This is a genomic window from Nocardioides ginkgobilobae, assembly GCF_054781275.1.
The window spans coordinates 22,586-49,054 of sequence record NZ_BAAGUS010000013.1 but is presented as its reverse complement, the minus strand read 5'-3'; the positions used below and the strand labels follow the sequence as shown (position 1 = coordinate 49,054).

The 26,469-nt window shown below is 74.5% G+C and carries 27 protein-coding genes and 2 tRNA genes; 14 read left to right on the top strand and 15 right to left on the bottom strand.

Annotation, left to right across the window (positions count from 1 at the left end; translation table 11 throughout):
- Positions 1–5: 5 nt before the first annotated feature.
- Positions 6–1,169: a glycosyltransferase family protein gene (locus tag ACYVID_RS12910; RefSeq protein WP_460737632.1), complete on the bottom strand. Its 1,164-nt coding sequence runs from the start codon at positions 1,167–1,169 to the stop codon at positions 6–8.
- Between the two features lie 70 nt (positions 1,170–1,239).
- Here ACYVID_RS12910 and ACYVID_RS12905 point away from each other — a divergent pair, with 70 nt between their 5' ends.
- Entirely contained in the window at positions 1,240–2,328 is a 1,089-nt protein-coding gene (locus ACYVID_RS12905; protein WP_460737630.1) for an NADH:flavin oxidoreductase, read from the top strand.
- Positions 2,329–2,418: 90 nt separating this feature from the next.
- On the opposite strand, the gene ACYVID_RS12900 is transcribed toward ACYVID_RS12905, so the two are convergent.
- Together ACYVID_RS12900 and ACYVID_RS12895 are read right to left on the bottom strand one after the other, a co-directional pair.
- The gene (locus ACYVID_RS12900; protein ID WP_460737628.1) at positions 2,419–3,894 is read right to left on the bottom strand and encodes an ABC transporter substrate-binding protein; all 1,476 of its coding nucleotides are present in this window, start codon (positions 3,892–3,894) and stop codon (positions 2,419–2,421) included.
- Positions 3,895–3,995: 101 nt separating this feature from the next.
- Entirely contained in the window at positions 3,996–4,367 is a 372-nt protein-coding gene (locus ACYVID_RS12895; protein WP_460737626.1) for a hypothetical protein, read from the bottom strand.
- A gap of 282 nt (positions 4,368–4,649) precedes the next feature.
- On the opposite strand from ACYVID_RS12895, the gene ACYVID_RS12890 reads away from it, so the two are divergent.
- From ACYVID_RS12890 to ACYVID_RS12870, 5 genes are all read left to right on the top strand, one after another.
- A complete protein-coding gene (locus tag ACYVID_RS12890; RefSeq protein WP_460737624.1) occupies positions 4,650–6,776 on the top strand; it encodes an ATP-binding protein in 2,127 nt (708 codons plus the stop codon).
- On the top strand, positions 6,773–7,819 hold the full coding sequence (locus ACYVID_RS12885) for a response regulator transcription factor (RefSeq protein ID WP_460737623.1): 1,047 nt from the start codon (positions 6,773–6,775) through the stop codon (positions 7,817–7,819). Before ACYVID_RS12890 ends, ACYVID_RS12885 begins: the two co-directional genes overlap by 4 nt.
- Positions 7,816–8,211, top strand: a complete 396-nt coding sequence (locus ACYVID_RS12880) for a response regulator transcription factor (RefSeq protein WP_460737621.1) — start codon at positions 7,816–7,818, stop codon at positions 8,209–8,211. Before ACYVID_RS12885 ends, ACYVID_RS12880 begins: the two co-directional genes overlap by 4 nt.
- A 105-nt stretch (positions 8,212–8,316) precedes the next feature.
- Entirely contained in the window at positions 8,317–9,081 is a 765-nt protein-coding gene (locus tag ACYVID_RS12875; RefSeq protein WP_460737620.1) for a pirin family protein, read from the top strand.
- A gap of 272 nt (positions 9,082–9,353) precedes the next feature.
- Positions 9,354–10,034 carry an ANTAR domain-containing protein gene (locus tag ACYVID_RS12870; RefSeq protein WP_460737618.1) on the top strand — a complete coding sequence of 227 codons (681 nt, stop codon included), beginning with the start codon at positions 9,354–9,356 and terminating at the stop codon, positions 10,032–10,034.
- A gap of 143 nt (positions 10,035–10,177) precedes the next feature.
- Here the strand turns inward: ACYVID_RS12870 and ACYVID_RS12865 are convergent.
- The 7 genes from ACYVID_RS12865 to ACYVID_RS12835 form a co-directional block, all read right to left on the bottom strand.
- Positions 10,178–10,253 (bottom strand) — tRNA-Ala (locus tag ACYVID_RS12865).
- A 100-nt stretch (positions 10,254–10,353) separates the two neighbouring features.
- Positions 10,354–11,259, bottom strand: a complete 906-nt coding sequence (gene sepX / locus ACYVID_RS12860) for a divisome protein SepX/GlpR (protein ID WP_460737616.1) — start codon at positions 11,257–11,259, stop codon at positions 10,354–10,356.
- 418 nt (positions 11,260–11,677) lie between these two features.
- On the bottom strand, positions 11,678–12,262 hold the full coding sequence (locus tag ACYVID_RS12855; RefSeq protein WP_460737614.1) for a GNAT family N-acetyltransferase: 585 nt from the start codon (positions 12,260–12,262) through the stop codon (positions 11,678–11,680).
- A 35-nt stretch (positions 12,263–12,297) separates the two neighbouring features.
- Positions 12,298–12,798, bottom strand: coding sequence for a MogA/MoaB family molybdenum cofactor biosynthesis protein (locus tag ACYVID_RS12850; protein ID WP_460737612.1), 501 nt, complete (start codon positions 12,796–12,798; stop codon positions 12,298–12,300).
- On the bottom strand, positions 12,795–13,274 hold the full coding sequence (gene moaC, locus ACYVID_RS12845; RefSeq protein WP_460737610.1) for a cyclic pyranopterin monophosphate synthase MoaC: 480 nt from the start codon (positions 13,272–13,274) through the stop codon (positions 12,795–12,797). The genes ACYVID_RS12850 and moaC overlap by 4 nt, the downstream gene beginning before the upstream one ends.
- A 1-nt stretch (position 13,275) precedes the next feature.
- The gene (gene glp, locus ACYVID_RS12840; RefSeq protein WP_460737608.1) at positions 13,276–14,526 is read right to left on the bottom strand and encodes a molybdotransferase-like divisome protein Glp; all 1,251 of its coding nucleotides are present in this window, start codon (positions 14,524–14,526) and stop codon (positions 13,276–13,278) included.
- Between the two features lie 4 nt (positions 14,527–14,530).
- A complete protein-coding gene (locus tag ACYVID_RS12835) occupies positions 14,531–15,919 on the bottom strand; it encodes a UTP--glucose-1-phosphate uridylyltransferase (RefSeq protein ID WP_460737606.1) in 1,389 nt (462 codons plus the stop codon).
- Between the two features lie 23 nt (positions 15,920–15,942).
- On the opposite strand from ACYVID_RS12835, the gene ACYVID_RS12830 reads away from it, so the two are divergent.
- Positions 15,943–16,569, top strand: coding sequence for a 5-formyltetrahydrofolate cyclo-ligase (locus ACYVID_RS12830; RefSeq protein WP_460737604.1), 627 nt, complete (start codon positions 15,943–15,945; stop codon positions 16,567–16,569).
- A gap of 48 nt (positions 16,570–16,617) precedes the next feature.
- Here the strand turns inward: ACYVID_RS12830 and ACYVID_RS12825 are convergent, their stop codons facing one another.
- On the bottom strand, positions 16,618–19,245 hold the full coding sequence (locus ACYVID_RS12825) for a penicillin acylase family protein (protein ID WP_460737602.1): 2,628 nt from the start codon (positions 19,243–19,245) through the stop codon (positions 16,618–16,620).
- Between the two features lie 107 nt (positions 19,246–19,352).
- Here ACYVID_RS12825 and ACYVID_RS12820 point away from each other — a divergent pair, with 107 nt between their 5' ends.
- From ACYVID_RS12820 to ACYVID_RS12810, 3 genes are all read left to right on the top strand, one after another.
- A complete protein-coding gene (locus tag ACYVID_RS12820; protein ID WP_460737600.1) occupies positions 19,353–19,700 on the top strand; it encodes an FmdB family zinc ribbon protein in 348 nt (115 codons plus the stop codon).
- 173 nt (positions 19,701–19,873) lie between these two features.
- Positions 19,874–20,557, top strand: coding sequence for an SAF domain-containing protein (locus ACYVID_RS12815; protein ID WP_460737598.1), 684 nt, complete (start codon positions 19,874–19,876; stop codon positions 20,555–20,557).
- A gap of 51 nt (positions 20,558–20,608) precedes the next feature.
- On the top strand, positions 20,609–20,968 hold the full coding sequence (locus ACYVID_RS12810) for a large conductance mechanosensitive channel protein MscL (protein WP_300644270.1): 360 nt from the start codon (positions 20,609–20,611) through the stop codon (positions 20,966–20,968).
- 153 nt (positions 20,969–21,121) lie between these two features.
- Here ACYVID_RS12810 and ACYVID_RS12805 read toward each other — a convergent pair whose 3' ends face one another.
- Together ACYVID_RS12805 and ACYVID_RS12800 are read right to left on the bottom strand one after the other, a co-directional pair.
- Positions 21,122–21,361 carry a hypothetical protein gene (locus ACYVID_RS12805; protein WP_460737596.1) on the bottom strand — a complete coding sequence of 80 codons (240 nt, stop codon included), beginning with the start codon at positions 21,359–21,361 and terminating at the stop codon, positions 21,122–21,124.
- Positions 21,358–22,611, bottom strand: a complete 1,254-nt coding sequence (locus tag ACYVID_RS12800; RefSeq protein ID WP_460737594.1) for an LCP family protein — start codon at positions 22,609–22,611, stop codon at positions 21,358–21,360. The genes ACYVID_RS12805 and ACYVID_RS12800 overlap by 4 nt, the downstream gene beginning before the upstream one ends.
- Positions 22,612–22,820: 209 nt before the next feature.
- Between ACYVID_RS12800 and ACYVID_RS12795 the strand changes: the two genes are divergently transcribed.
- Positions 22,821–22,893, top strand: a tRNA-Arg gene (locus ACYVID_RS12795).
- 60 nt (positions 22,894–22,953) lie between these two features.
- On the opposite strand, the gene ACYVID_RS12790 is transcribed toward ACYVID_RS12795, so the two are convergent.
- A complete protein-coding gene (locus ACYVID_RS12790) occupies positions 22,954–24,471 on the bottom strand; it encodes a serine/threonine-protein kinase (protein WP_460737592.1) in 1,518 nt (505 codons plus the stop codon).
- 59 nt (positions 24,472–24,530) lie between these two features.
- Here ACYVID_RS12790 and ACYVID_RS12785 point away from each other — a divergent pair, with 59 nt between their 5' ends.
- The 3 genes from ACYVID_RS12785 (at position 24,531) to ACYVID_RS12775 (ending at position 25,762) form a co-directional block, all read left to right on the top strand.
- A complete protein-coding gene (locus ACYVID_RS12785; protein WP_460737591.1) occupies positions 24,531–24,989 on the top strand; it encodes an MSMEG_6728 family protein in 459 nt (152 codons plus the stop codon).
- A 66-nt stretch (positions 24,990–25,055) separates the two neighbouring features.
- Positions 25,056–25,187 carry a hypothetical protein gene (locus ACYVID_RS12780; RefSeq protein WP_460737589.1) on the top strand — a complete coding sequence of 44 codons (132 nt, stop codon included), beginning with the start codon at positions 25,056–25,058 and terminating at the stop codon, positions 25,185–25,187.
- Complete coding sequence (locus ACYVID_RS12775) at positions 25,184–25,762, top strand: hypothetical protein (protein WP_460737588.1); 579 nt, start codon at positions 25,184–25,186, stop codon at positions 25,760–25,762. The genes ACYVID_RS12780 and ACYVID_RS12775 overlap by 4 nt, the downstream gene beginning before the upstream one ends.
- A 9-nt stretch (positions 25,763–25,771) precedes the next feature.
- On the opposite strand, the gene ACYVID_RS12770 is transcribed toward ACYVID_RS12775, so the two are convergent.
- A complete protein-coding gene (locus ACYVID_RS12770; RefSeq protein WP_460737586.1) occupies positions 25,772–26,461 on the bottom strand; it encodes a Pr6Pr family membrane protein in 690 nt (229 codons plus the stop codon).
- Positions 26,462–26,469: the final 8 nt, after the last annotated feature.

Genomic DNA, 26,469 nt, shown 5'->3' with positions numbered 1-26,469 from the left:
CGGCCTCAGCCGCCCCGTCGGGCGGAGATCGCGGCGGCGTACACCTCGTCGTGCACGTCGGCGACCAGCGCGCGCTGGGCCCGGCGCTCGTCGATGGTGGCGCCCAGCGCCGGCCGCTCGAGGACGGCGGTGCGCACGGCGTCGGCCAGGGAGTCGGCGTCCAGGCCGTGCTCGTCGTGGCCGTAGGTGAGCACCGGACCCTGCTCGGCGAAGTAGCCGCAGGTGGGCGCGACGACGGTGGTCCCGAGGTCGCGGCAGGCCTCCAGCCACCCGGAGTGGGTGCCGAAGCGGTAGGGCAGCACCGAGACGTCGAGGGAGCCGAGGTAGGCGAAGAAGGCGTCGTCGCCGAGGAAGTCGTGGACGCGCAGGTCGATCCGCCCGGCGGCGTGCTCGGTCCTCAGCAGGGCGGCGAGGTCGGCGTCGTGGTGGGCGCCGTCGGGCTCGAGGAGCTCGCGGTGCCCGTTGACCTGGAGCACCGCGCCCGGCAGCTCCGCGACCGTGCGGGCGAGCACGGGCAGCACCGCGGCGGGGTCCATCGAGGCCCGCAGGCTCTTCACGTGCAGACCGACGCGCACGTCGCCGACCCGGCGACGGGCGCGGCAGTCCTGGGCCACGGCCATCAGGCGGAACGGCACGACGTGCGGGTGCGGCACCACGGTCGCCTCGCGGCCCCAGCGGCGCCGCACCTCGTCGGCCGCACCGGGGGTGAGGGTGAGCAGCGCGTCGGCGGCCGGGACGAGCACGTCGAGCTGCGCGTCGTGGACGGAGCGGTCCTCGTGGTGGGGGTTGCGCAGGTCGTGGACGGTCAGCACGAGCGGGATCCCGCGGCCGTGCAGGGTCCGCACCACCTCGCGCAGCGTCTCGGGCTCGCAGCCGTCGAAGCCGAAGTGCACGTGCATGAGGTCGATGTCGGCCTCCCGGACCCACGCGGGGTCGAGCATCACCGGCGGCCACCACTGCGCGCCGGCGTACCGGTTGACACCCGGCGGCTCGGGGTCGGGGAGACGGTGGGGCGCCGGGCCGACCTCCCGGGAGAGGTGGCGGACGTAGACGTGGCCGGCGGGCACCGAGGCGATCCGCAGCGGCTCGGCGGCGGTGCGGCGGGGGGCCGGGACGCTGAGCCCCGCGGGCGGGACGGCGGGGGGCGCGGCGGGGGTGGACGTCGACACGGAGGTGAGGTGCCCCGGGGCCCGGACCCGCAGCCCTCGCCTCTTGGGGTGGTGGTCGAGGATGAGGCCCGTGACCCCTCCGAGCACCGACCGGTCCCTGGCCGACGCCCTCGCCCTCGAGCACGGCCCGACCTGGCGCAACCGCTTCGCGCTGGCCCCGCTGACCAACACCCAGAGCAACCCCGACGGCACCCTCACCGACGACGAGCACGAGTGGCTGGCCGCGCGCGGGCGCGGCGGCTTCGGCCTGGTGATGACGGCGGCGGCGTACGTCGCCCCGGCCGGGCAGGCCTGGGGCGGCCAGCTCGGGATCGCCTCCGAGGCGCACCTGCCCGGCCTGGCCCGGCTCGCCGAGGCGCTGCGCGCGAGCGGGGCGACCTCCTCGGTGCAGCTGCACCACGGCGGCCAGCGGGCCGACGCCGCGCTGCACGGCGGTCCCAACCAGTGCCCGTGGGACGCCCCCGAGAAGGACGCGGTCGCGATGACGACCGACGACGTGCACAGGATGGTCGAGGACTTCGTGGCCGCAGCGGTGCTCGCCGAGCGCGCCGGCTTCGACGGTGTCCAGCTGCACGGGGCGCACGGCTACCTGCTGGGCCAGTTCCTCGACGGCCGGCACAACCACCGCACCGACGGGTACGGCGGGTCGCTGGCCGACCGGCAGCGGGCCCTCCTCGAGGTGCTCGAGGGCGTGCGCGCAGCGACCGGTCCGGACTTCCAGCTCGGGCTGCGGCTGACCCCCGAGGGCTTCGGCATCCCGCTGGAGGAGGGCGTCGAGACCACCCGGACCTTCCTGGCCTCGGGGCTGCTGGACCACCTCGACCTGTCCCTGTGGGACGTGCGGATGCGCCCGCGGGGCGGCGCCGACGGCCTGCTGGTCGAGCACTTCGCCGACCTGCCGCGCGGCGCGACCCGGCTCGGGGTCGCCGGCGGCGTCGTCTCCACCGAGGACGCGCGGTGGTGCCTGGAGCAGGGCGCAGACTTCGTCACCGTCGGGGTCGGCGCAATCCTGCACCACGACTTCGCCGCCCGGGCACTGGCCGATCCCGCCTTCCGGGTCCGCGAGCGCCCGGTCACCCGCGACGAGCTGCGCGCGGAGTCGGTGGGCGAGCGGTTCCTGGACTACCTCGCCGCGGGCTGGGACGACCTGGTCGCCTGAGCTGAGGACGCCTGAGCTGAGGACGCCCAGGACCGGCTCCCCGAGGACTGGGGGGCACCACCCCCCGGGGAGCCGGACCGACGCGTCGGCTCAGCGCGCCACCGAGGTGCGCACGAGCTTTCCGCAGTCGTAGCCGTCGCCGGAGATCTGCCGCCACTCCCCGCGCTGGAGCTGGACGACGGTGGAGCAGGTGAAGGACTGCTTGCCGCCCACGTTCATCTCCGAGTGCAGTCCGCCGGCCGTCCACTTCTGCACGCCCCGGACCGACTCGATCAGGGTCTCGCGGTCCAGCTTGCCGCCGAGGGCCACGGCCTGCTCGACGAAGAGCCGGGTCGCCGACCAGGCGAAGAGGCCGAAGGTCGTGGGCGAGGCGCCGGGCTTCACCCGCTGGAGCCACTGGGTGTAGAGCGCGACCTGCGGGTTGGTGCCCGTGAAGGCCGGGTGCGGGACCGGGGCCATCGCACCGTCGACGTTGGCGCCGCCCTGCGCCGCGAACTCGGGACCGTACTGCGTCTGGGTCACCACGAACTGGTCGGGCTTGTAGCCCTGCTGGGCCATCGCGTCGGCCAGCCGGACCGCCTGCTGGGTGGCGCCGGTGAAGGAGACGAAGGTGATGCCCTCGTCCTTGAGCTCCTGCACGAAGGGCGCGTAGTTGAACTCCGAGGACTCGATGCCCTTGTAGATCTTGACGCCGAAGCCGGCGGACTCGGCGGTGTCGGCGAAGCTGCGCGCCAGCGCCGGGGAGCCGCCGAGGTTGAGGTAGAGGAAGGCCGCGGACTGGGTGGCCTGCTTGTTCTGGCGGGCGTAGAACTGGTACGCCGCGTCGGTGATGACCCCCGGCTCGAGGGCCTGGGCCGCGAAGCAGGTCGAGCAGTCGTAGCGCTCGTTCGTGAGGATGTTGGCACGCAGGTCGGGCAGGCCGCACTCCTCGGTGGTCCGGGCGCCGCCGGAGTCGAAGATCGAGACCGAGCCGACGGCGGCGAAGGACTCCGCGCAGGCCCGGAGGTAGGCGGCCTGGTCGGCGGCGGAGTCGGTCTTGCTGTCCAGCTCGAGCATCTTCAGCTTGCGCCCGCAGATGTCGGACTGACTGTTGAAGAACGCGATGTAGGCCGCGCTGCCCAGGCGCGCGGACTCGAAGAGGCCCGGCACCGGTCCACTCACGTCGGAGGAGTTGGCCAGGATGATCTCGTCGTCGGTGATGCCGGTCTGGTTCTCGAACCCGTCGCACGATCCGGCCCGGGCCCCTCCCGTCGCGTCGCCCTCCCCGGCCGCGCCCGCGGGTCCGCCCGCGGAGCCACCGGCGCCGGTGCTGCCCGCGCCACCCGTCGTACCTCCCGAGGAGGAGGTGGTGCCGTCGGCGACGCTGCCCGAGGTGCCGCCGAGCGCGCCCGGGTCGGCGCCCGGGACGAGCGGGTCGCCGCCGGCGGCCGCGGCGCCGCCGGCCGCACCGCCCTGGGCGGAGAGCACCTGTTCGGGGGCGATCCGCGAGCCGCACGCCGAGGTGAGCGCGGCGAGGGCGAGCGCGAGGGACAGCACGGCGTAGCGCACCAGGGCCTCCGGGAGCACGAAGGGGACGGGGGATGGCCGTCTGTGACGGTGATCACCCAACGAGTGAACAGCCCCCGGGTCACGCCGGGGACGCCCCGGCGGGCCCCGGCGGGCAGGCCTCAGCGGTGGCCGGGGGCCAGCAGGCGCTCCGGCTCGGCGGCCAGGGCCCGCAGCGCAGCGACGACGTCGGCGACCTCGTAGCGGGCGGCCTCCCGGGCCGCGCGTCGCGGGAGGGGCACGACCGTCCCTGCGATCCGGGCGACGGTCGCGGCGTCGGTGGGGTGACCGAGCTGCAGCAGGTAGGTCGTCTCCGTGGCCGAGAACTCCAGCCGGTCCACCGCGGCGAAGCGCAGCTTCCCGTCGAGGTCACGCAGCACCAGCACCTGACCGGCGTCCAGCGGTGCCGCCCCGCCGAGGTCTGCGTGGTCGACCCGCACGTGCGTGGCGCGGTCGAGGTGGTCGGTCCCGGCGGGGACGTCGATGGTCTGCATGCCTGCTCCTGGGCTGGGGCGCCGAGGGCAGCGCGGTGGCGCGTCCCGGCTGGTCCTCCCCACCTTCGGCCGGCCGACCACGTCGTCCAAGGTGCGTGGACGGATCTTTACACGATCTTCGCAACCGTTTTCCGACCGGATCCGTCGCCGTCCGGGTGGCCTCCGGTCCTTCTGCGCCGTGCGCGACCCCTCGGCGGGACCAAGGACCCCGGGGCGGGCCCGAGCGGTGAAGATCGTGTGAACCCGCTCCGGCACCCGGTAGTTGCCGCCACCCTGGTGGACGTGAGGGATGCAGGGGGGAGCACCGCGCGACGGGTGCTGGGCACTCCACGCGTGCTCGTGCCCGCGGCGTACCTCGCCATCCTGCTGGCGAGCACCAGCGCCGTGGGCCTGGCACCGAGCGGCTCGCAGGTGGCGTCGTGGTGGCCGGCGGCCGGGCTGGCCACGGCCCTGCTCGTCTTCAGCCCCGTACGCCGCTGGGCGGTCCTGGTCGCGGGCCTGGTCGTGGTCACGGGCCTGGCCAACCTCCTCGGCGGCCGCTCGGTCGCGGTCTCGTCGATCTTCGGCGTGGGCAACGCCCTGGAGGCACTCGTGGCCGCCTGGGCGCTCGGTGCCCACCGCGACCGGCCCGTGCTCCGGACCGGGAGCGACATCGTGCGGCTGGTGCTCGCCGCGCTGGCAGGCGCCACGGTGATCGCCGTCATCGCCGGCCTCACCGTCTGGGCGATGCTCGACGGGTCCCTCCTCGACACCGCGCAGCACGTGCTGGCCACGCACGTCACCTCGCAGCTGCTCCTCCTCCCCCTCGTGCTCTCCCTGGGCGGGGACGAGCAGGCGCGTGCGGGCGCGTTGTCCCGCCCGGTGCTCGTCCGCGCCGGCATCGCCCTCGCGACGCTGCTGGTCTTCGGGACCGCCTTCGTCGCGGGCGTGGGCGTCGCCGCCAGCGCGTTCCTCCCCCTGCCGGCCATGGTCTGGGCCGGCCTCCAGCTCCCGCGGCGCGAGGTCTCCGCCCTCCTGGTCGCGGTCGGCTTCGTGACCACCTTCACCACCGCGCGGGGCCAGGGGCCCCTGGCCCTGCAGGCCTCGCTGACCCGCGACGACGGCGACATCCTGGCCCAGCTCTACCTTGCGGTGCTGTTCCTGGTCACCATCCCGCTCGTCATCCTGGTCGAGCAGCGGACCTCGGCGCTGACCACCGCGGAGTCGGTGCTCTCCTCGACCACCGAGAGCGCGATGATCGGCACCGACCGTGATTGCGTGATCCGGTTCTTCAACGTCGGTGCGGAGCGGATGCTCGGCTGGTCGGCGAGCGAGGTCGTGGGCCGGCACCCGGCCGAGGTCTACCTCGAGGCAGAGGGGTCCACGGCCTGCGCGGCCCTCATGGGTGTCATCGGCCCGGACCCCGAGGTGCTGGTCCCACCCGTGGTCACCTCGGGTGTGATGAAGGCCGACCGCACGTGGCGCCGCAAGGACGGCTCCACCCTGGTGGTCTCGGTCAACGTGACCGAGGTCCGCTCCCCCACGGGTGAGCTCGAGGGCTACCTCGCCGTCGCCGCCGACGTCACCGACCGGCTCGAGGTCAAGCAGCGGCTGCGCGACGCCCTGGCCCGGGAGCGGGCCTCCGTGGCCGAGCTGGAGCGGGTCCACCGGATGGAGAACGACTTCGTCTCCGCGGTCAGCCACGAGCTGCGCACCCCGCTCACGACCATCCTCGGCAACACCCAGCTGCTGGCCGCGCACATCCCCGGCCCCCTGACCGAGGACCAGGAGCGGGTCGTGGACCGGCTGCACCGCAGCGGGCGCCGGCTGCTGATGCTGGTGGAGGACCTGCTGACGCTGACCGCGGTGGAGTCGCGCGCGGCTGCCCGGCACGTCGCCGTGCGGGCCGGCGACGTGGTGGAGCTCGTGGTCCACCAGGCCGTGGACCTCGCCGAGGGGCGCGACCTCGAGCTGACGTACGACGACCTGGCCGCGGACGCCACCGTGCTCGGGGACGCCGACGAGCTCGAGCGGGCGCTCTTCAACCTGGTCAGCAACGCCGTCAAGTTCACTCCCGAGGGCGGGGCCGTGCGCATCGCCTCGCGCCACGACGGGGACTGCCTCGTCTGGTCGGTCACCGACACCGGGCTCGGCGTGAGCGAGGGCGACCGACGTCATGTCTTCGAACGCTTCTTCCGAGCCCGTACCGTGACCGACATGGCCATCCCGGGCACCGGACTCGGTCTGCCGATCGTGGACCTGATCGCGCGGGCGCACGGCGGCTCGGCGCGCTACGTCCCCCGCGAGGGGGCGGGCTCCACCTTCGAGATCCGCCTCCCGGTCGCACCGGCACCGGTCCCGGCGGAGCCCCTCGCCCAGGAGCACGACGACGTACGCCGTGACAGGGTCCGGATCGGGGAGCAGGCATGACGACGACCACCCACCTCGAGCCGACCTCGGTCCGCGTCCTGGTCGTCGACGACGACCAGCTCCTCGGGGACGCCCTCTCCTCGGCACTGGAGTCCCTGGGCCACCGGGTGCGGCTGGCGCGCACCGCGGCCACCGGCCGCGAGCTGGCCCGCGAGACCGACCCCGACGTGGTCGTGGTGGACCTCGGTCTCCCCGACGCCGACGGTCTGGAGCTGCTCGGCGAGATCCGCGACCAGTCCGCGGTGCCCGTGCTGGTGCTGACCGGCTCGACCGACCCCGCGCGACGGGTCGAGGCGCTGGACGCCGGCGCGGACGACTTCCTGGGCAAGCCGTTCCGGCTCGCCGAGCTCGAGGCCCGGCTGCGGGCCCTGGCCCGCCGGCCCGAGCTGCGCTCCTCCTCCGTCACCGTGCACGGCGCGGTGACCGTCGACCGCGTGGCGCGGACCGTCACCGTGGAGGGCCGTCCCGTCCACCTCACCCCCATCGAGTGGCGGCTGCTGGACGCCCTGGTGGCGCGGGCCGGCCTCGTGGTCAGCCACCGTGCTCTCATCGACGCCGGCTGGTCGGACCGTCACGGTGCGGAGACCGTGGAGTCGCTCCGCGTCCACATCCGCTCGCTGCGCAGCAAGCTCGCCGACGCCGAGGGGAGCACCCCGCTGCGGACCGAGGCGGGCGTCGGCTACCGGTGGCAGGTCCCGCACAGCCCGGCCGTCGCAGCTCCCACGGCACCGTCGGGGTCCGCCGCCGCGGCTGCGGGACCCGCCCCGCACGCCGACACCGCCGTCGGCAGTGGGGTCCGGCGCACCGAGGCCGAGCGGGCCGCGCACGACCTGCACAACGCCCTCACCGCGCTCGAGGTCGCCACCTTCATGGTCGGCGCCGAGGGCGCCGAGGCGGGGGTCTCCGCCGCGGCCCGGGAGTCGGCCCTCCAGCGGCTGCCCGCCCTCGCGGTGCGGATCCGCGAGCTCGCCGACCGCCTGGTCACGACCTCGGTCCCGGGCCACGACCCGGGCCGCACTTCCCCTCAGGAGGACACCGGATGACGACCGTGCTCATCGTCGAGGACGACCCCGACATCCGCGACCTGGTCACCACCCTGCTGGGCACCGCCGTCGACGAGGTGCTCAGCGCGGGGGACGGCGAGGAGGCGCTGGCACTCGCCGAACGCCGCGACATCGACGTCGTGGTGCTCGACCTCGCCCTGCCCGGCGACCGCAACGGGCTCGACGTGCTCGCCGCGCTGCGGGCTGCCGGCCACCCGGCCCGGACCATGCTGCTGACGGCGTACGCCGGGGCCGAGGACCGGGCCATCGCGCTGCGCGCGGGCGCCGACGCCTTCGTGCCCAAGCCGTTCAAGATCATGGAGCTCGTCGCCCAGGTGCTGGAGCTGGCCGAGCGCCCGGCCCACGTGCCGCCCACGGCACCGACCGCCTGAGCCCCTGACCCGCACCCTCCCCCAGCGCCCTGCCGTGCCACGGAACAATTGAATGGTCATCTACCTTGAGTGAGTGACGACCGCACCGCCACCCCAGGAGCACCGATGACCATCCAGCTCACCCCCGAGATCGACGTCCGCCGCGCCGAGGACCGGTTCTCCTCGCAGTTCGGGTGGCTGGACTCCAAGCACTCCTTCTCGTTCGGTCGTCACCACGACCCGCGCAACACCCACCACGGGCTGCTGCTGGTCAACAACGACGACGTCGTGGACCCCGGCACCGGCTTCGACACCCACCCGCACCGCGACATGGAGATCGTGACCTGGGTCCTGCGCGGCTCCCTGGTGCACCAGGACTCCGAGGGCCACAACGGCGTCATCTACCCCGGCCTGGCCCAGCGGATGAGCGCCGGCACCGGCATCCTGCACTCGGAGAAGAACGACGCCTGGCGCCTGCAGGGCGAGCGGCACGAGGACCCGGTGCACTTCGTGCAGATGTGGGTCGTGCCCGACGAGCCCGGGATCGTCCCGGGCTACGAGCAGCTCGAGATCGAGGACGAGCTGCTCTCCGGCGGCCTGGTCCCGGTCGCCTCGGGCATGGACAAGCACCGCGACGTCTCCGCGATCCGGATCCGCAACCGGTACGCCGCGCTGCACGTCGCGCGACTCCAGCCCGGCCAGACGGTCGAGCTGCCCGACGCCCCCTACCTGCACCTGTTCGTGCCGGTCGGTGCGGTCGTGCTCGAGGGCGCGGGTCCGCTGGGCACCGGCGACGCCGTGCGCTTCACCGCCACCGGCGGGCAGCGCGTGACGGCGACCGAGGCGGCCGAGGTGCTGGTCTGGGAGATGCACGCGGGCATCGCCGCCTGATCCGCGGCAGCACCCGCCCTCCCCGGCAGGAGCGAGGTCGCTCCGCGTCCCGGGCGCTCCGGCACCACGCCGGTCCGCGTGGTCCGGGACACGTGGTCGTGCCGCGGAAGCCGTGGTTCCCGCTCCTCCCCGATCGGCCCTCGCGCGGACGGGTGAGCCGCGCGGCCCCTCCCCTCGCCGGCTCACCCCATCGAGCCGGCTGGGAGTGCGGCGCACGGGCACCGGGTGTCGGCAGTCGAGAAGAGCCGCTCGGGTTGAGGAGACGAGGCACCATGGAGCACACCGATCTCTCCGCCGCAGCCGCACTGGCCCTCACCACGGAGCGGCTCGACGAGAGCGCCTCGACGGCCGAGGCGCTCGAGGCGGTCGTCCATGCCACCGCCAGCTCGGTCCCGGAGTTCGAGCACGTCAGCATCTCGCTGCGTCGCGGCGGCGCGCTGGAGACGCGCGCCGGCACGAGCGCCCTGGTCTGGGAGCTCGACCAGGTGCAGTACGACCTCGGCGAAGGGCCGTGCGTGGAGGCGGCCGAGGCCGAGCCGGTCGTGGAGTCCACGCCGCTGCGGCACGAGCAGCGCTGGCCGGCGTACGTCCGCACGGCCCTGGCCCGGGGTGTGCAGGCGCAGGTGGGCATCCGGCTCTTCAGCCGCGGCCGCCATGTCGGCGGACTGAACCTCTACTCCACCAGCCACGACGTCATCGGCGCGGAATCGCTGGAGACGGCCCGGCTCCTGGCCCGGCACGTCGCGCTCGTGCTCGGTCACGCGCAGGAGGCCGAACAGCTCACCCAGGCCCTCGAGACACGCACGGTCATCGGCCAGGCCACCGGCATCGTCATGGAGCGCTTCGGCCTCGACGCCGAGCGCGCCTTCGCCTTCCTCACCCGCGCCTCCTCCACCGGCAACGTCAAGCTCCGCGACCTGGCGCAGGAGCTCATCCGCTCCACGTCGCGCTGAGCCGGCGCCACCGACGACGAACCCGCAGCCGAGGGCTGCGGGTGCCTGGTGGAGCTGAGGGGATTCGAACCCCTGGCCTTCTCATTGCCAACCGGCAGAGTGCGCTACCAACGACGAACCCGCAGCCGAGGGCTGCGGGTGCCTGGTGGAGCTGAGGGGATTCGAACCCCTGGCCTTCTCATTGCGAACGAGACGCGCTACCAACTGCGCCACAGCCCCAGGTTGTGCTCTCGCGCCTCACGACGCGGAGGCTCACGTTAGCACCGGGGCCGGTGGCCGATCGAATCGCCCCACCCTCGCACCCGGTGGCCGACCCGGGTCAGGAGCCGACCGCGCGACCGGGGGCCTCGCCCTCGTCGCGGCGCGCCCGCTGCTCGGCGTCGCGGACCAGCGCGGCGTCGGCCTCGGTGCGGCCCGAGGTCCACACCCCGGTGGCGTCGAGGTCGATGGTGCGCACCGAGCGGCGCTCGGCCGCCGGCTTGGAGACGTACGTCGGCAGCGTGACCGGCACCGGCTCCCAGAGCCCGGCAGCGGCTGGCGCGCGCGGCGTCGGCGCGTCGAGGGACGCGTCCTCGGCGACAGGGGGCAGGACGCCGGAGACGGCCTCCTCGGCCAAGGGCGCGGAGACCACGGCCACCTCCTGGGTGTCCTCGCCGGCGGGACCGGCAGGCGCAGCCACGAAGGCCGGGGCGGCCTCGGGGAGGACGGTGTCCGGGATGCGCGCGAGCGGTCCGGAGATCCCGCGCTCGCGGCGGACCATGAGCCGGCAGGCGACCAGCCAGACGAGGAGCAGGACGACGGGGAGCAGCAGCACCGGCCAGGCCAGCAGCCGGGCGGCGACCAGGGCGCCGGTGAGGACCAGCAGCAGCAGGAGGACCGAGAGCACCCGCCGGCGCCGTCGGGCGGCGCGCCGGGCCGCCTCCCGGCGTACGGAGACCGGGACGGGGACGGGGGCGGCCTCGGCGGCGGCAGGGGCGTCGGCCGTGGGAGCGGCCGAGGCCTTCGTCGTCACCACCGGGGCGGAGGGGACCCGCCCGGGGGTGACGACGAGACGGGAGGAGGAGCGGCTGACCGGCTCCCTACGCGCGAGCACGCGCATGGTGTGGGAGAACCGGTCGACCGAGCGGCTGCGCACCACCTCGTCGTGGTGCCGCAAGGCCTGGGGGACCAGGTAGACGGCCCAGGCGACGGCGAGTGCCACGAAGATGAGGGGGCTGAGGTCCACGCACGGAAGGCTAGGGGCGATAGCGCAGGGTGGGGCGGATGTCTACCCGTGTGTCGCAAATTGCTGGTGTGACTGGTGTGGCTGCCACGCGGTCCAGCGTCACCACCCCCGCCCCCGGCCGCCGCGTCGACCGGTGGGGACGGGTCGGAGGGCGGCGGCCGGGGCGTACTGTCGTCCGGTCCGGAGCCGCCCAGGGAGGAGCGGTCCCGGCACCACCCAGGGAGGAGCAGCACACCGGTCGACCACTACGATCGTGCGACTATCCGGAGCGCTGCGCCACCGGGAACAGCGTTCCCGGACAAGTCCGGACAGCGGACCGGCGCGGTCCGGACACTCCCCGGACGCACCGGCACGGCGGACGGGGTCTCGTAGCTCGTCGCCGACGCTCCTCGCCCCTCGACCAACGGGAACAGCCGGCTCAGCCCTCGAGGACCCGAGCGACCAACCCGCGCGGTCCGGTCTCCTCGACGGTCACCGCGTAGAGCCGGTGGTCGCGCCACTCGCCGTCGATGTGGAGGTACTTCGGCGCGTAGCCGATCTCGCGGATGCCGAGCTTCTCCACGACCCGCAGCGAGTTGCTGTTCTCGGGGCGGATCGCGATCTCGACACGGTGCAGCTTGACGGTCCAGAAGAGGTGGTCGATCACCAGCGCGACCGCCAGCGGCACGATCCCGCGCCCAGCGTGGCGCTGGTCGATCCAGTAGCCCACCGAGGCGAAGCGTGCGGACCCGCCGACGATGTTGTTGACCGTGACCTGTCCGGCGAACTCGCCGTCGACCTCGATGACGAAGGGGTACGTCGAGCCCTGCCGCGCCTGGTGGCGCAGCCGTCGCACGAGGGCGGTGAAGGTGGTGGCGCGCTCCGTGGAACCCGGCGGGACGGTCGCGTCCCACGGCACCAGCCAGGTGGCGTTGCGCTGCCGGGTCTCACGCCACGCCCTGGCGTCGGTGAGGCGCAGCGGCCGCAGCAGCACGTCGGGGCGCGCGGGGTCGGCCAGCCGCACCGGCCACGAGCCGCGGGGTGCGCGCGGCGGGCTGGTCAGTGGTCGCTCCCGACGACCTGCTCCACCGCGTGGCGCAGCACGGGCTCGAGCACGGCAAGCCCGTCCTTGACCCCGCCACGCGAGCCCGGGAGGTTCACGACCAGGCAGTGGCCAGCGACCCCCGCGATCCCGCGCGACAGCACCGCGGTCGGGACGCCCTTGGCGGCGCCGTGGGCGCGGATCGCCTCGGCGAGGCCGGGGACCTCGCGGTCCAGCAACGGGCGGGTCGCCTCGGGGGTGCGGTCGGTGGGCGTGAGACCGGTGCCGCCGGTGGTGAGCACGACCCGGGCGCCGGCAGCGACCGCCGCAGCGATCGCCTCCCCGACGGGGTCGCCGTCCGGGACGACCGCGGGGGCCTCGACCGAGAAGCCCCAGCCGCGGAGCGCCTCGACGATCAGGGGGCCGGTCTCGTCGGCGTACACCCCGGCCGCGGCGCGGTTGGAGGCGACGACGACGGCGGCGGGCAGCACCAGGGGTGCCGGCTGCTCCTCGCTCACGAGCGGGTCCACTCCCCCGAGCGGCCACCCGACTTGGCCTCGACCTGCACGTCGGTGATGACCGCGGCCTTGTCGACGGCCTTGACCATGTCGACGACGGTGAGCGCGGCGACCGACACCGCGGTCAGGGCCTCCATCTCGACGCCGGTGCGGTCGGTCGTGCGCACGGTGGCGCTGATCTCGACGGCGTCGTCGGCGACCGAGAGGTCGACCACGACGCCCGAGATCGCGAGCGGGTGGCACAGCGGCACGAGGTCGGGGGTGCGCTTGGCGCCCATGATGCCGGCGAGCCGGGCGACCGCGAGCGCGTCGCCCTTGGGCACGCCCTCGCCGCGCAGCAGCGCCACGACCTGCGGGCTGACCAGCACCCGGCCCGACGCCGTGGCCGAGCGGGCGGTCACCGCCTTCTCCGAGACGTCGACCATGCGGGCGGCGCCGTGCTCGTCGACGTGCGTGAGGCGATCGGACTCGGCCATCTCAGTGCCCTCCCTCGAGGCCGGAGTCCATCGGCAGCACGCTCACGACCGCGCCCGCCTCGAGCGCGGTGACGTCCTCGGGCACGACGACCAGTGCGTCGGCGTCGGCCAGGCCGCCCACGAGGTGCGAGCCGGGGCCGCCGACCGGGCTGACGGTGCCGTCGGCGGGGTCGAGGTGCGCGCGCAGCAGCTGGCGGCGGCCGGGCGGGGAGGTGATGGCGTGGGTGAGCCGCGCGCTGACCGCGGGCCGCGACCACGGGGTCAGGCCCATCATCTTGCGCAGCGCCGGCAGCACGAAGAGCTCGAAGGAGAGGTACGCCGAGACCGGGTTGCCCGGGAGCGTGAAGATCGGCACCCGGTCCTCGCCGACGTGGCCGAAGCCCTGCGGCTTGCCGGGCTGCATCGCCACCGGCCCGAACCAGACCGTGCCCAGCGGACGCAGCGCCGCCTTGACGACGTCGTAGTCACCCATCGAGACCCCGCCGGAGGTGACGACGACATCGGCGCGGACCAGCTGCTCCTCCAGCGCCGCGAGGAAGGCCTCGGGCTGGTCGGGGACGATCCCCACCCGGTAGGCGACCGCGCCGGCACGGCGGGCGGCCGCGGCCAGGAGGTAGGAGTTCCCGTCGTGGATCGAGTCGTGGCCCAGCGGCTGACCCGGCTCGCGCAGCTCGGAGCCGGTGGAGAGCACCACGACCCGGGGGCGGTGCCGCACGGCGACCCGGGCGTGGCCCAGCGAGGCGAGCAGGCCGAGCTGGCGCGGGCCGAGGACGGTGCCGGCCTCGATCACCCGGTCGCCCTCGGTGACGTCCTCGCCGGCGGCACGGACGTGCTGGCGCAGCTCGGGGGCCCGCTCGATCCGCACGTGCTCGGCGCCGGCGTCGGTCCACTCGTAGGGGACGACCGCGTCGCAGCCCTCGGGCACCGGGGCGCCGGTCATGATCTTGGCGGCGGTGCCCTCGGGGAGCACCCGCAGGTCGGCCGCACCGGCCCCGATCGCACCGACCACGGGCAGGTGCACCGGCGCCTCGGGGGTCGCGGTGACCACGTCGGCCAGCCGGACGGCGTACCCGTCCATCGCGGAGTTGTCGAAGGCTGGCAGCGAGTGCGGCGCGGTGACCGGCTCGGCGGCGGCCAGGCCGAGGGCGTCCATCAGCGGCTGCGCGGCCGCGGGGAGCGGCTCGACGGCGGCGAGGATCCGCTCGAGGTGCTGCTCGACGGTGATCGGCGCGGGAGCCGCGTGGTCGCCCACGTGCTCAGGCGTCCGTCGCGCCGGTGAGCACGGTCCCGGCGTCGACCCGGGTGCCCTTGCCGCCCTCGACGGTCACGTCGCCGACCACCTGCACGCCGTGGCCGAAGGTGACGTCACCGGCGACCCTCAACGAGCTGGCCGCCTTGAGCGAGGGGGCGCCCTCGGGGAAGCGCTTGTCGAACTCGGTCACCAGCTTGAACACCGCGTCGTCGAGGTCGACGAACGGCACCCGGTCTGCGGCCTGGTCGAGGACGAAGTCGCGGCCGATGTCGTAGACGTCCGAGCGCAGGACGAGCAGGTCGTTGGTGGTCTTCACCGGGACGAACCGGTCGCGACCGACCTCGATGAGGGTGGCGCCCTCGAAGACCTCGATCGCCGCACCCATGGCGGTCTCGACCTGGATGACCTCGGGGCTGCTCTTGTCGCCCGGGTCGACGTTCTTGGTGTTGCGGATCAGCGGCAGGCCGAGGATGTTGCCGCGCTGGTCCATCACCTCACGCAGCGCGCGCAGGTCGACCCACAGGTTGTTGGTGGAGCAGAAGCGGTGGCGGTCGAGGTCGGCCAGCGCCGCCTTGTCCTCCTCGAGGGTCTGCGCGGTCTCGCGCAGGACCAGCCGCCCGTCGGACTTCCGCCGGGCGAAGTGGCCACCCTTGCGGTCGGAGGCGGTACGCCGCACGGCCTCGATCGCGAAGGGCGCACCGGACTGGGCGAACCAGCCTGCGAGCCGCGGGTCGGGGACGGCGCCGAGGTTGTCGGAGTTGGAGACGAAGACGCGCTCGTAGCCGGCGTCGAGCAGCTGGTCGAGCAGCCCGGTGCCGACCAGCGCGGTGTAGATGTCGCCGTGGCCCGGCGGGCACCACTCGAGGTCGGGGTCCTTGGGCCAGCTGACCGGCGTGAGGTCCTCGGCCAGGAGCTTGGGCTCCTTGTTCTGCAGGAACTCCAGCGGCAGCCCGGCCACCGGCAGCGCGTCGTAGCGCGCGACCGCGGCCATGGTGTCCTCGGAGGTGCGGAAGCTGTTCATGAAGATCAGTGGCAGGGGGGCGCCGTGCTCGGAGCGCAGGTGCAGCACCTGGCGGCAGATGATGTCGAGGAAGCTCATCCCCTTGCGCACGCACAGCAGGGACTTGGCGCGGTCCATGCCCATCGAGGTGCCGAGCCCGCCGTTGAGCTTGATCACCGCCGTCGTGCGGATGGCCGCGGCGGCGGCCTCCGGGTCGACCTCGACGTCGGCCAGCGACTCCATGTCGATCGGCTCGATGCTCGCCTCGGGGATCATCCCGGTCTCACCGTGCTCGAGGAGCCGGTAGTAGTGGGCGAACGTCTCGATCGCCACCTCGTCGACGCCCTCGGCGACCATCTTCTCGCGAGCGGCCTTCAAGCCAGGTGAACCCATGGCCACGATCGTAGGGTCGGTCCGTGCCCTCCGCGCAAACCCCTCCGGAACCCGGTCGTCCGCCGCACCCGGCCGACCCGGTCGCCGCGAGCAAGACGGCCCTCCGCGACCGGGTGGTCACCGCCCGTCGCCGCCGGCCGCTGCTCGAGCGTCGGCAGGTCGCCGAGGACCTCGCCGCGGTGCTGCTGGGCACGCCCGAGCTGCGCCGGGCCGCCACCGTGGCGGCGTACGTCGGGGTCGGCGGCGAGCCCGCGACCGGCCCGCTGCTGGCCGGGCTGCGTGCGGCCGGGCGGCGGGTGCTGCTGCCCGTGCTGCTGCCCGACCTCGACCTGGACTGGGCCGTGCACACGAGCGACGCCGACCTGGCCCCCGCCCCGCGCGGGCTGCTCGAGCCGCAGGGCCCGCGGCTGGGCCCCGACGCCGTCGCCACCGCCGACGTCGTGCTCGTCCCCGGCCTGGCCGTCTCCCCCGCCGGGCTGCGGCTGGGCCGCGGCGGCGGCTCCTACGACCGGGCGCTGCTCCGGGTCCCGGTCGGTACGCCGACCTGGGTGCTGCTGCACGACGACGAGGTCGGCCTCGACGTCCCCGGCGCCCCCCACGACCGGCACGTCACCGGCGCAGCCACCCCCACCCGGGTCGTCCGCTTCTGACCGGGACCGCCGAACCGTCAGCTCCGAACCCTCGAGCCGTCGGCGGTCTCAGGGAGCCGGCAGGAGGGTGAGCTCGTCCTCGGCGGCCGCGGCGACGGCCTCGGGGGTGAAGGGGAACGGCAGGGACTCCCCGCGCACCAGCAGGTCGGTCTGGTCGGTGTAGTGCTCGGAGGCGGGGTGCCCCGAGACGCCGGTGAGCGCGACCCAGCGCGAGTCGTCCCAGTCCGCCAGCGACAGCACCATCCGCATCGACGGGCCGGTCGTGACCTCGAAGCCCAGCACCGGGTCCCAGGAGGTGGTGTCGACCGAGCCCGGCCCACCGCCGACCGGCCACGGGTCGGGCTCGACGACCCGCCGCGCCAGACCCACCGCCGCGCCGTCGCCGAGCAGCCCGGGCGAGGTGAGCCGCAGCAGGTGCTGGTGGCCCCAGGTCCACCGCTCGGCGTCCTGGGCCTGGCGGCGCACCAGCTCGTCGCGCGCCTCGAGCATCGCGGCCCTGAGCACGTCGTCGCGCCGCTCGACCCGGTCGGTCGCGGTGTCGTCCCACCAGGGGTCGTCCGGCTCCTCGAGCAGCCCGCCGACCACCTGAATCCAGCGGGGTCCCCCGTCGGGCCAGGTGCTCGGCAGGAGCTCGTCGTGGAAGGTGGCGGCCAGCAGCTCGCGCCAGGTCGCGTTGAGGTACGCCGCCGCGGCCGAGCCCGGGCCGTCGGCCGGCTGGTCGAGGTCCCAGCCGCGCAGCAGCTGCTGCCCGTCGTCGGCGTACCCCTCGTCGAGGTCGATGCGCAGGAGTGCCGGGACGAGCACGGGTGCCAGCGTCGAGACCTCGTCGCGCTGCACCTCCTCCACGCTCGCCACCGACTGCTCGCCGGCGACCAGCAGGTCGCGGAGCCGGGAGGCGCGCTGGCCGGGGTCGAAGCCCTGGCCGAGGAGGTAGGGGTAGTCCTGGTCGACGGGGACCTGGTTGGCCGCGACCGCCACGCCGTCGAGCGGGTCGGTGGTGAACGGCAGGGCGGTGGCCGGCAGGACCTCACCCGTCCAGTCGTCCTCGGGGCGCCAGCCGGCGGCGGGCAGGGTGCCGTCGCGGCCGGACTTGCGCACGGGCACGGCCCCCGCGACCTGGACGCCGACCGTGCCGGCGCGGTCGGCGAGCACGACGTCGAGGGGAGGTACGGCGAGGGCGGCCGTCGCGCGGCGCGCCTCCTCCACGTCGTCGGCGAGCGCGAGCCCGAGCAGCCCGTCGAGGGAGGGCGCGGGCCGCAGGCCGACCCACTGCACCGCGACCGCCAGCTCCTCGTCGAGGTCCGCACCCCGGCCGATGGTGGAGGCCTCCCCCGTGGCGGCAGCGTCGGGATCGACGTCGGAGAGCAACGGCCCGTGCCGGGTGCTGCGCACCTCGATCTCGACGTCCTCGGCCCCGGCGACCTCGATGGTCTCGGTGCGGGTGCGCACCGGACGCCAGCGCTCGCCGACGAGCACCTCGTCACCGGCCGCGCCCGCACGCAGCCGCTCGACCACCAGGTCGGCGGTGTCGGGACCGGCGGCGGCCGCGCCCCACGCGACCTCGGCGTTGTGACCCTGCACCACGCCGGGGACGCCGGGCAGGGAGAAGCCGGCCACGTCGTAGGGACAGGCGGGTCCGACCTCGCGGCAGTGCAGGCCCACCTGCATCCAGGGACCGGGGACCTCGGTGGCGAGGTGGGGGTCGGCGGCCAGCAGCGGGGCGCCGGTGGAGGTGCGCTCCCCGGAGACGACCACGGCGTTGCTGCCGGCGCCGGGACCGCGCCCGGCCCACGTCGGGAGGGCGTCGAGGGCAGCTCCGGCCGCGGCGAGAGCGGCCGCTCCGGGAGGACCCGGCGCGGGACGCAGCGGGTTGCGGGTCGTGGTCTCGGTGGCGTCGGGCTCGAAGCGAGCGTCCACGACGGCCCCTCCCGGGACCACGGGCACCACGTCGTCGGGCGGGGTCGGCCACAGCGTCGCCGCGCGCGTCGAGCCGACCGCGTCGGCGGTCAGGACCCGGGCGACCTCGTCCTCGGCCGCGGCCGCGCCCCCGAGGTCCCAGCCCCAGGCCTTGAGCCAGGTCAGGGTGTCGACCGCCGACCAGTCGGCCGGGGCCAGGTCGGCACCGTCGAGGTCGAGCAGGGTGTACTCCACGGCCAGCTGCGAGGGCGCCGACTGCGCGAGGTAGGCGTTCACGCCGTCGGCGTACGCCTCCAGGAACGCGCGGGCGTCGGGGCTGAGCAGCGCCAGCTCGCGCTCGGCGACCCGGCGCAGGCCGAGGGTGCGGGCAGCGCGGTCGCCGGGCAGCGCGCCCTCGCCGACCAGCGCGGCGAGGGTGCCGGACGCACTGCGGCGGCGCACGTCCATCTGGAAGAACCGCTCCTGCGCGGTGACGTAGCCCTGGGCCAGCGCGAGGTCGGCGGTCGTCTCGGCGTAGACGTGCGGCACCCCGGCTGCGTCGCGCAGGACCGTCACCGGTGCCGACAGCCCTGGGACCTCGACCTCCCCGGAGACCTGGGGCAGCGGCCGCCGCACCAGCGCGGTGGCGAACAGACCCGTCACCACCAGCGCCAGGACCAGGCCGACGGCGACGTACGTCGTCACGCGCAGCCCGTCAGGCAGCCCGCGGAACGCGCGCCACCAGCGCAGGGGGACGGCCGCGCGCGTGTCCTCGCTCATGGTGCGAGCCATTCTGCCGTGCCGTACCATTGGCACTCGCCAGGGCAGAGTGCCAGCCGACCTCGGCCCACACCTCCCGGCCACCCGCCTGCACCGAAGGGGACCCGATGCCGACCTACCAGTACGCCTGCACCGAGTGCGACCACGCCTTCGAGCAGGTCCAGAGCTTCTCCGACGCCTCGCTGACCGTGTGCCCGCAGTGCCAGGGCCGGCTGCGCAAGGTCTACAACGCCGTCGGCGTCGTCTTCAAGGGCTCCGGCTTCTACCGCACCGACAGCCGCTCGAGCTCGAGCAGCTCCACGGCCGGGAGCTCCGGCTCGACGGACTCCGGCTCGTCGAGCTCCGCCAGCTCCGGCTCGGGCGAGAAGGCCGGCGCCGCCGCGTCGTCCTCCAGCAGCACCAGCTCCTCCGGCTCCTCCGGCGGCCCGAGCACCAGCAGCGCCGCCGCCTCCTGACCGCCACTCCGGTCCTCGCCGGTCGAGGTGCGAGGAGCGCCGGCGGCGAGCCACGAGACCCCGCCACCGCCGGTCTCGAGGCTCGCTGCGCTCGCACCTCGACCACCGGGTCGGATGACCGGACCTGTGGAGAGGGCGGCGCACCCTCGGACCGATCGGCCTAGCGTCCGGGCATGTCCCTCGACGCACCCGGCACCCCTCCTCCCTCCGACGTACGCCGCCGCCTGGCCCTCGCCCGGCGGCGGGTGCGCCGTGCCGTGCTGGGGCGACGCCGGCTGCTGGCCGCGGCGTGTGCCGCGCTCGCGGTGGTCGCGGGCGTGCGGGCCGTGGCCGCCCCTCCCCCGGAGGTGGTCGCGGTGACGGTGGCGGCGCGCGACCTGCCGGCCGGGGCCGTGCTGGCGTCGACCGACCTGACCACCGTCGCGCTGCCGCCGGAGACGCTGCCGGACGACCTGCTCACGGACCCGGCCGGCCGCACGCTGGCCGGGCCGGTGTCACGGGGCGAGCCGCTGACCGGCGTACGCGTCGTGGGGGCGCCGTGGGCCGAGGAGGCGCTGGCCGGCACCGACCGGCTCGCGCTGCCGGTGCGGCTGCCCGACGCCGGGACGGTCGGGCTGCTGCAGGTGGGCGATCGCATCGACCTGGTCGCCACCGACCCGCAGGGCGCGACGTCGGAGGTGGTGGCCCAGGGGGTGCCGGTCCTCGCGCTGCCCGGCCCCGACTCCTCCACCGGTGCGGCCGGACCGGTCGGTCCGGCCGGTGGGAGGCTCGTTGTCCTGGGCGTGGCCGCGGCCGAGCTGCCGCGCGTGTCCACCGCCGCCGCGGCGACCTTCCTGACCTACGCCTGGTCCCGCTAGCCTGCGGCCGGACGCGGCCACTCGGGCCGCCGCACAGAGAGGGCGCCACACATGAGCGGCTTCAAGAACTTCCTGCTCCGCGGGAACCTCGTCGACCTCGCGGTCGCGGTCATCATCGGCACCGCCTTCGGCCTGGTCGTCACCACCTTCACCAACTGGCTGACCGCCCAGCTGCCCTCGTCGGTCGACGACATCTTCAGCAACGAGGCGAACTCCTTCGGCGCCTTCATGAACGCGGTGATCTCGTTCGTGATCCTCGCCGCGGTCGTCTACTTCCTCATCGTCATGCCCTACACCAAGGCCAAGGAGAAGTACTTCCCCTCGGCCCCTCCGGGCACCCCCGAGGACACCCTGCTGCTCCGCGAGATCCGCGACGCCCTGCGCGCGGGCCAGGCCGGCCCCACCGCCTGACGGTCTCGACGCACGGGACGTCATACGGGCAGGACGGCCTGCTCCTCGGCTCGTATGACGTCCCACCGTCCCCGGCGCGGGACGTCATACGGGCAGGACGGTCCCTGACGCGGGGCGCATGACGTCCGCGGGTGGCGGGTCGGTGGGTCTTCCTCAGTCGCCGTGGTGCGGCGGCACCTGCTCGATGAGCCAGGTGTCGCCGTCCCGCGGGCCGCGCGAGCCCCCGGTGTCGCGCTCGTCCGAGGTCGTCTCCGGCAGGGTCTCGCCGAAGACCTCGGCCCGCCGCCGGGCCCGCTCCCACTCCGACGTACGCCGCCGGGCGGCCGCGTCCGTGCCACCGGGGCCGTCCGTGCCACCGGGGCCGTCCGTGCCGCCGGGGCCCTCCCCGCTCACGTGCAGAGCCCGGCCGCGGCGAGCGCCTCGTCGGAGGCGGTCGGCACGCCGGGTCCGTCGCCCGAGCCGGACCCGCTCGCCTGGGAGCCGGTGTCCGACCCGCCGGCGGAAGGCTCCTCTGAGCCCGAGGCGCCCGGGACGCTGCCGGCGGTGATGACGTCGGTGGCCAGACGCCGGCTGAGCGGCTCGTCGTTCTTCAGCTTGTTCCAGACGTCGTCGGCGTCCTCGGTCCACACCAGCCGGTTGGGGTCGTTGGGGTCGACCTCGATCGGGATGGTCATGAACTGCACCTGGTCCAGTCCGATGCCGCGGAACTCGTAGCCGAGCTTGGCGATCTTCCACAGGTCGCCGAGGCCCTCGTCGAGGGTGAGGGACTCGGTCGCGGCCTGGAGGAAGTTGAGCAGCCGGTCCGGTCGGGCGAGCGTGCCGGAGGACAGCACCGTGTTGACCATGGAGGCGATGAACGCCTGCTGCCGCTTCATCCGCCCGACGTCGGAGCCGCCGGACAGCGCGTAGCGCTGCCGGACGTAGTTGAGCGCCTGGATGCCCTCGAGCTTGCGGGTGCCGGCCTCGAGGTACATGCCGTGCTTGCGGTCGTCGATGGTCTCGGGGATGCAGACCTCGACCCCGCCGACGGCGTCGACCATGTCCTGGAACCCGGTGAAGTCGACGACGACGAAGTGGTCGAGCCGGATGCCGGTCAGCGACTCGAACTGCTGGATCGTGCAGGCCGGACCGCCGACCTGGTAGGCGACGTTCCACATCTGGTAGTCCGCGGCCGGGGTGGTCTCGCCGTCCTCGTTCTTGCACTGCGGCCGATTGACCATGGAGTCGCGCGGGATGCTCACGCCGTAGGCCCGCTCGCGGTCGGCGGAGAAGTGCAGCAGCAGCGTGGTGTCCGAGCGCTCGCCGTCGCCGGTCAGCCCGTCGATGTTGTTCTCGCCCTCGCGGGTGTCCGAGCCCATCACCAGGACGTTGAGCGGCTCCTGCGGACCGGCGACCTCGACCTTCTCCGGCCGCTCGCCCACGAGGCTGTCCTCGATGTCGAGCACCGTGAGGTTGCCGCTGAGGCTGCGGTAGAGGTAGGTCACCGACAGCCCGGTCACCAGGCCCAGCACCACCAGCGTCGCGACCAGCACCTTGGCCACGGTGTGGCGACGACGCCGCCGCGCGCGTCGCTTGCCCCGCGTGGTCACCCGGGGAACCGGGGTCGCGACCTCGCCCTCGGGGGGCGGGAGGGGCGTGCTCACGTGGTCGATCTCCTGCGGTGGCGGGCTGTGGGACGGCGGCGCCCGGACGCGTCGTACGACGAGGCGGGTCGGCCACCCGGTCGGGGAGCGGCGCGGCGCTGCGCCTGCTCGACGGTACGAGGCTCCCCCAAGTGGATGATTGTGCGTCTGTGCACCCCTGGGATCCAAGTCCGGGGTCGCCGTGAGGGTCTGACAAGATGGCCTGCGCCGCCCCAGTAGCTCAGTGGATAGAGCAGCCGCCTCCTAAGCGAAAGGTCGCAAGTTCGACTCTTGCCTGGGGCACCCCGCAGTCCTCCCCACCGCCGGCGTACGCCGAGCCGCCCGGACCAGACCGCGTGGCGCTCAGGCCGGACCGAGGTCGTCGAGGATGACCAGCCCGCCGCCCTGCTCGCCGACCACCAGCCGTCGGGCCTCGGACTCGGCACCGTCGTAGACCAGCTCCACGGTCACGACCCCGTCCTCGGACGAGGTCCCCTCGACGACGACGGACTCGACGGTCGACCAGAAACCGGTGTATCCCCCGTACCCACCCGCGTCGGACCGCGCCTCGCCACCGAGGTAGCCCCACGCGGTGCGGGTGTCGTCGGGCAGGAGGCCGTAGTACTCGGAGACCAGCGCCTCGGCCTCGCCGGACCCCGCCTCGGCCTCGGCCGCCGGCGCGGTCGTCGCAGCCTCCTCGCTCGGCTCGGCGTCCTCCCCCTCCGCCGAGGGCTCCTCCGACGGCTCCTCGGACGGCTCCGACGTCCCGCTGGGCCGGGGGTCCTGGGGCGCGGTGCTGCTGGGCCCGTCCGGCGCGGCGGCGGGCTCCTCGTCCTCGCCCGGCAGCAGCGCGACCGCGACCGCACCCCCGAGCAGCAGGAGCAGCAGGGCGACGACGAGCACCGGCGTACGCCGCCTCGACCGCTCCGCACTCGGGGCGGCCGGCGGCGCCGCCACGACCGGTGTCGACTCCGTTCCGGGCGTCGGCTCGGGGTCCACCGGCGCGGACGGGACGGACGCCGCAGCGGCCAGGGGTGCGGTCGCGGTCACCGGTGTCTCCAGCATCTGTGTCGGGTGCTCGTCGGCGAGCCGGGCCAGCTCGGCCGCGGCCTCGGCCATCGTGGAGCGCGCCCCGGGGTCCGGGTCGAGCATCCGGGCGAGCACCGGGGTCAGCGGGCCGGCCTGCTCGGGCCGCGGCACGGACGCGGAGGCGATGGCGGCCAGGGTCGCGATCGGGTTGCCGCGGTCCTCGACGGGCAGCCGGCCCTCGACGGCCGCGTACAACGTGGCACCCAGCGCCCACACGTCCGCGGCGGGCGTCGGCTCCTCCCCGCGCGCGAGCTCCGGGGAGAAGTAGAGCGGCGTCCCGATGAGCAGGCCCGAGCGGGTCAGCGTGGCGTCGCCCTCGGTGCGGGCGATCCCGAAGTCGCTGATCTTCGCGGTGTCCCCGTCGACCAGCACGTTGCTGGGCTTGACGTCGCGGTGCACCGTCCCGCGGGCGTGGGCCGCCGCGAGCCCGCCGGCGACCTGGGCGCCGATCGCTGCGACCCGCCGCGGCTCGAGGCGCCCCTCACGCTCGACCAGCTGCGTGAGCGTGCTGCCGTCCACGTGCTCCATCACCAGCCACGACCTGCCCTGCTCGTCCTCGACGGCGTCGAAGACCGAGACCACATTCGGGTGGTTCAGCGCCGCCGACGAACGCGCCTCGCGCAGGGCGCGCGCCAGGTCCGGTGCGGACTCCCCCGGCAGCAGCCCGACCTGCTTGACCGCCACCTCCCGGCCGAGCACCTCGTCGGTGCACAGCCAGACCGTGCCCATGCCGCCACGCCCGATCGCCCGCTCGACGCGGTAGCGGCCAGCGATCACCTCAGGTGCTCCCATGCCCCCTCTCTACCCAGGGACGAGGCGAGCAGCCGCCACCCCTCCGTAGGTTGCGCACGGTGCAGACCTTCCTCCCGTACGCCGACATGCGCCGTTCCGTGCAGGTGCTCGACGCCCGGCGGCTCGGCAAGCAGCGCGTCGAGTGCCTCCAGGTGCTGCGCGGGCTGACCGTGCCCGACTACGGGTGGCGGCACCACCCGGCCGTACGGATGTGGGCCGGACGGCTCGAGGCCCTGGGTCGCTACACGCTCGAGTGCTGTGCGGAGTGGGCCGAGAGCGGTCGCGCCGACACCGTCGCCGACACCGTGACAGCCGAGCTCGCCACCCATGGCGTCACGTCCATCCGCGACGAGGACGAGCTTGCCCGGACCGGCGGCCTCCCTCCCTGGTGGGGGAAGGCGTCCGTGCACGAGAGCCACCGCTCGGCCCTGGTCCGCAAGGACCCGGGGCACTACCGCCGGTTCTTCCCCGACGTCCCTGACGACCTGCCCTACGTCTGGCCGCCCGGCGCCGACTGAGACCGGTGTTTGAGCACGCCCGGCGCAGGCCACGATGCTCTCGGATCTCGAGGCGAGGAGAAGCGCGTGGTCGACGAGGGGGGCAGCACCGCCCATCGCATCGCCGAGCACTGCCTGCAGGTCTCCAGCGACCTCCGGCTCACCGACGAGCAGGTCGAGACCGGCCTGGACCGGCTCGCGTCGAGGCTGCACGGATGAGGCGCAGCCACAAGGCGGCCGGCACCGTCCTGGCACTGCTCGCGCTCGTCGCCTGCGGCGGTGAGGACCCGCAGACCCCCGGACCGAGCGCGCCGGCGGAACCCGGCGCATCCCTGGGGCTCACCGCTCCCGGCACGGTCCTGGACATCGGCGAGACCGCACGGATCCCGCTGGAGGAGCGCACCGCCGCCTCGGACGGGGAGCCCAACGTCATCGACCTCACCGTCACCTCCGTCGCCCGGGCGGACCCCTCGCTGTTCGACGACATCCCGGGCACGCCGTACTTCGCGCGCCTCACCTTCACAGCAGTCTCCGGCGACGCCCAGCGGTTCTTCCCCGCCGACGTCGTCGTGGGGTGGTCCGGGGACACGCAGCTGCGCCCCATCGCCTCGCCGGCCATCGTCGACGGGTGCGCCCGCGTCGGGTTCACCGCGCCAGAGCCGCCGCTGGGCAGCTCGATGGACACCTGCGTCACCTTCGTCGTGGAGCCCGGAGGTGCACCGCTGGACCGGATCGGCTACGACGACAACGACACCTATGACGACCAGGAGGGCACTGCCGTCGAGTGGCGGTGACCCCCGTCCCTAGGCGGGCTGGACCGCGCGCCGACGCGAGAGGACCCGGTCGACCGCAGTGAGCACCGCGGCGACGACGAGGCCGAAGACCAGGATGGCCGCGATCGTGGCGAGCGCTGCGGGGTAGCCGCGCTCGTTGGCCGCGACGAAGGCGTAGGGGTAGGCGTCGATCACGGCGCCGCGGGCCAGCATCCAGACGACCCACAGCAGCGGCACGACGAGCGAGAGCGGCAGCAGGCGCACGGTGAGCCAGCCGCGCGGACCGGCCCAGGCCCAGACCGCCAACGTGAGCAGCGGCGTCACGACGTGCAGGACCGGGTCGGTGAGCAGCGACCAGCCCTGCACGTCGATCGAGGGTGCCAGCAGCAGCTGGTAGACGATCCCCGTGACAGTGATCATCAGCAGCGCGTCGAGCAGCAGCACCTGGGTGCGGCGGCCGTCGCTGCCGCGGGCCAGCAGCGTCGCAGTGACCGCCACGACGATGTTGGACCAGATCGTGAAGTAGCTGAAGGTGTCGACGACGCGCTGGAGCACGCCGTACGCCCCGTCGCCGGTGTCGCCGTAGAGGCCGGGCTCCGGCGGGACCTGGACGTACCACCCCAGCCCCGACAGCAGCACGGTCGCCACCACCCCGAACCACGCCACGACGGCCACCACTGCCCAGGCGCGGCTCACCCGCGCGCCCTCCCCTGACGTCATGGGGAGGA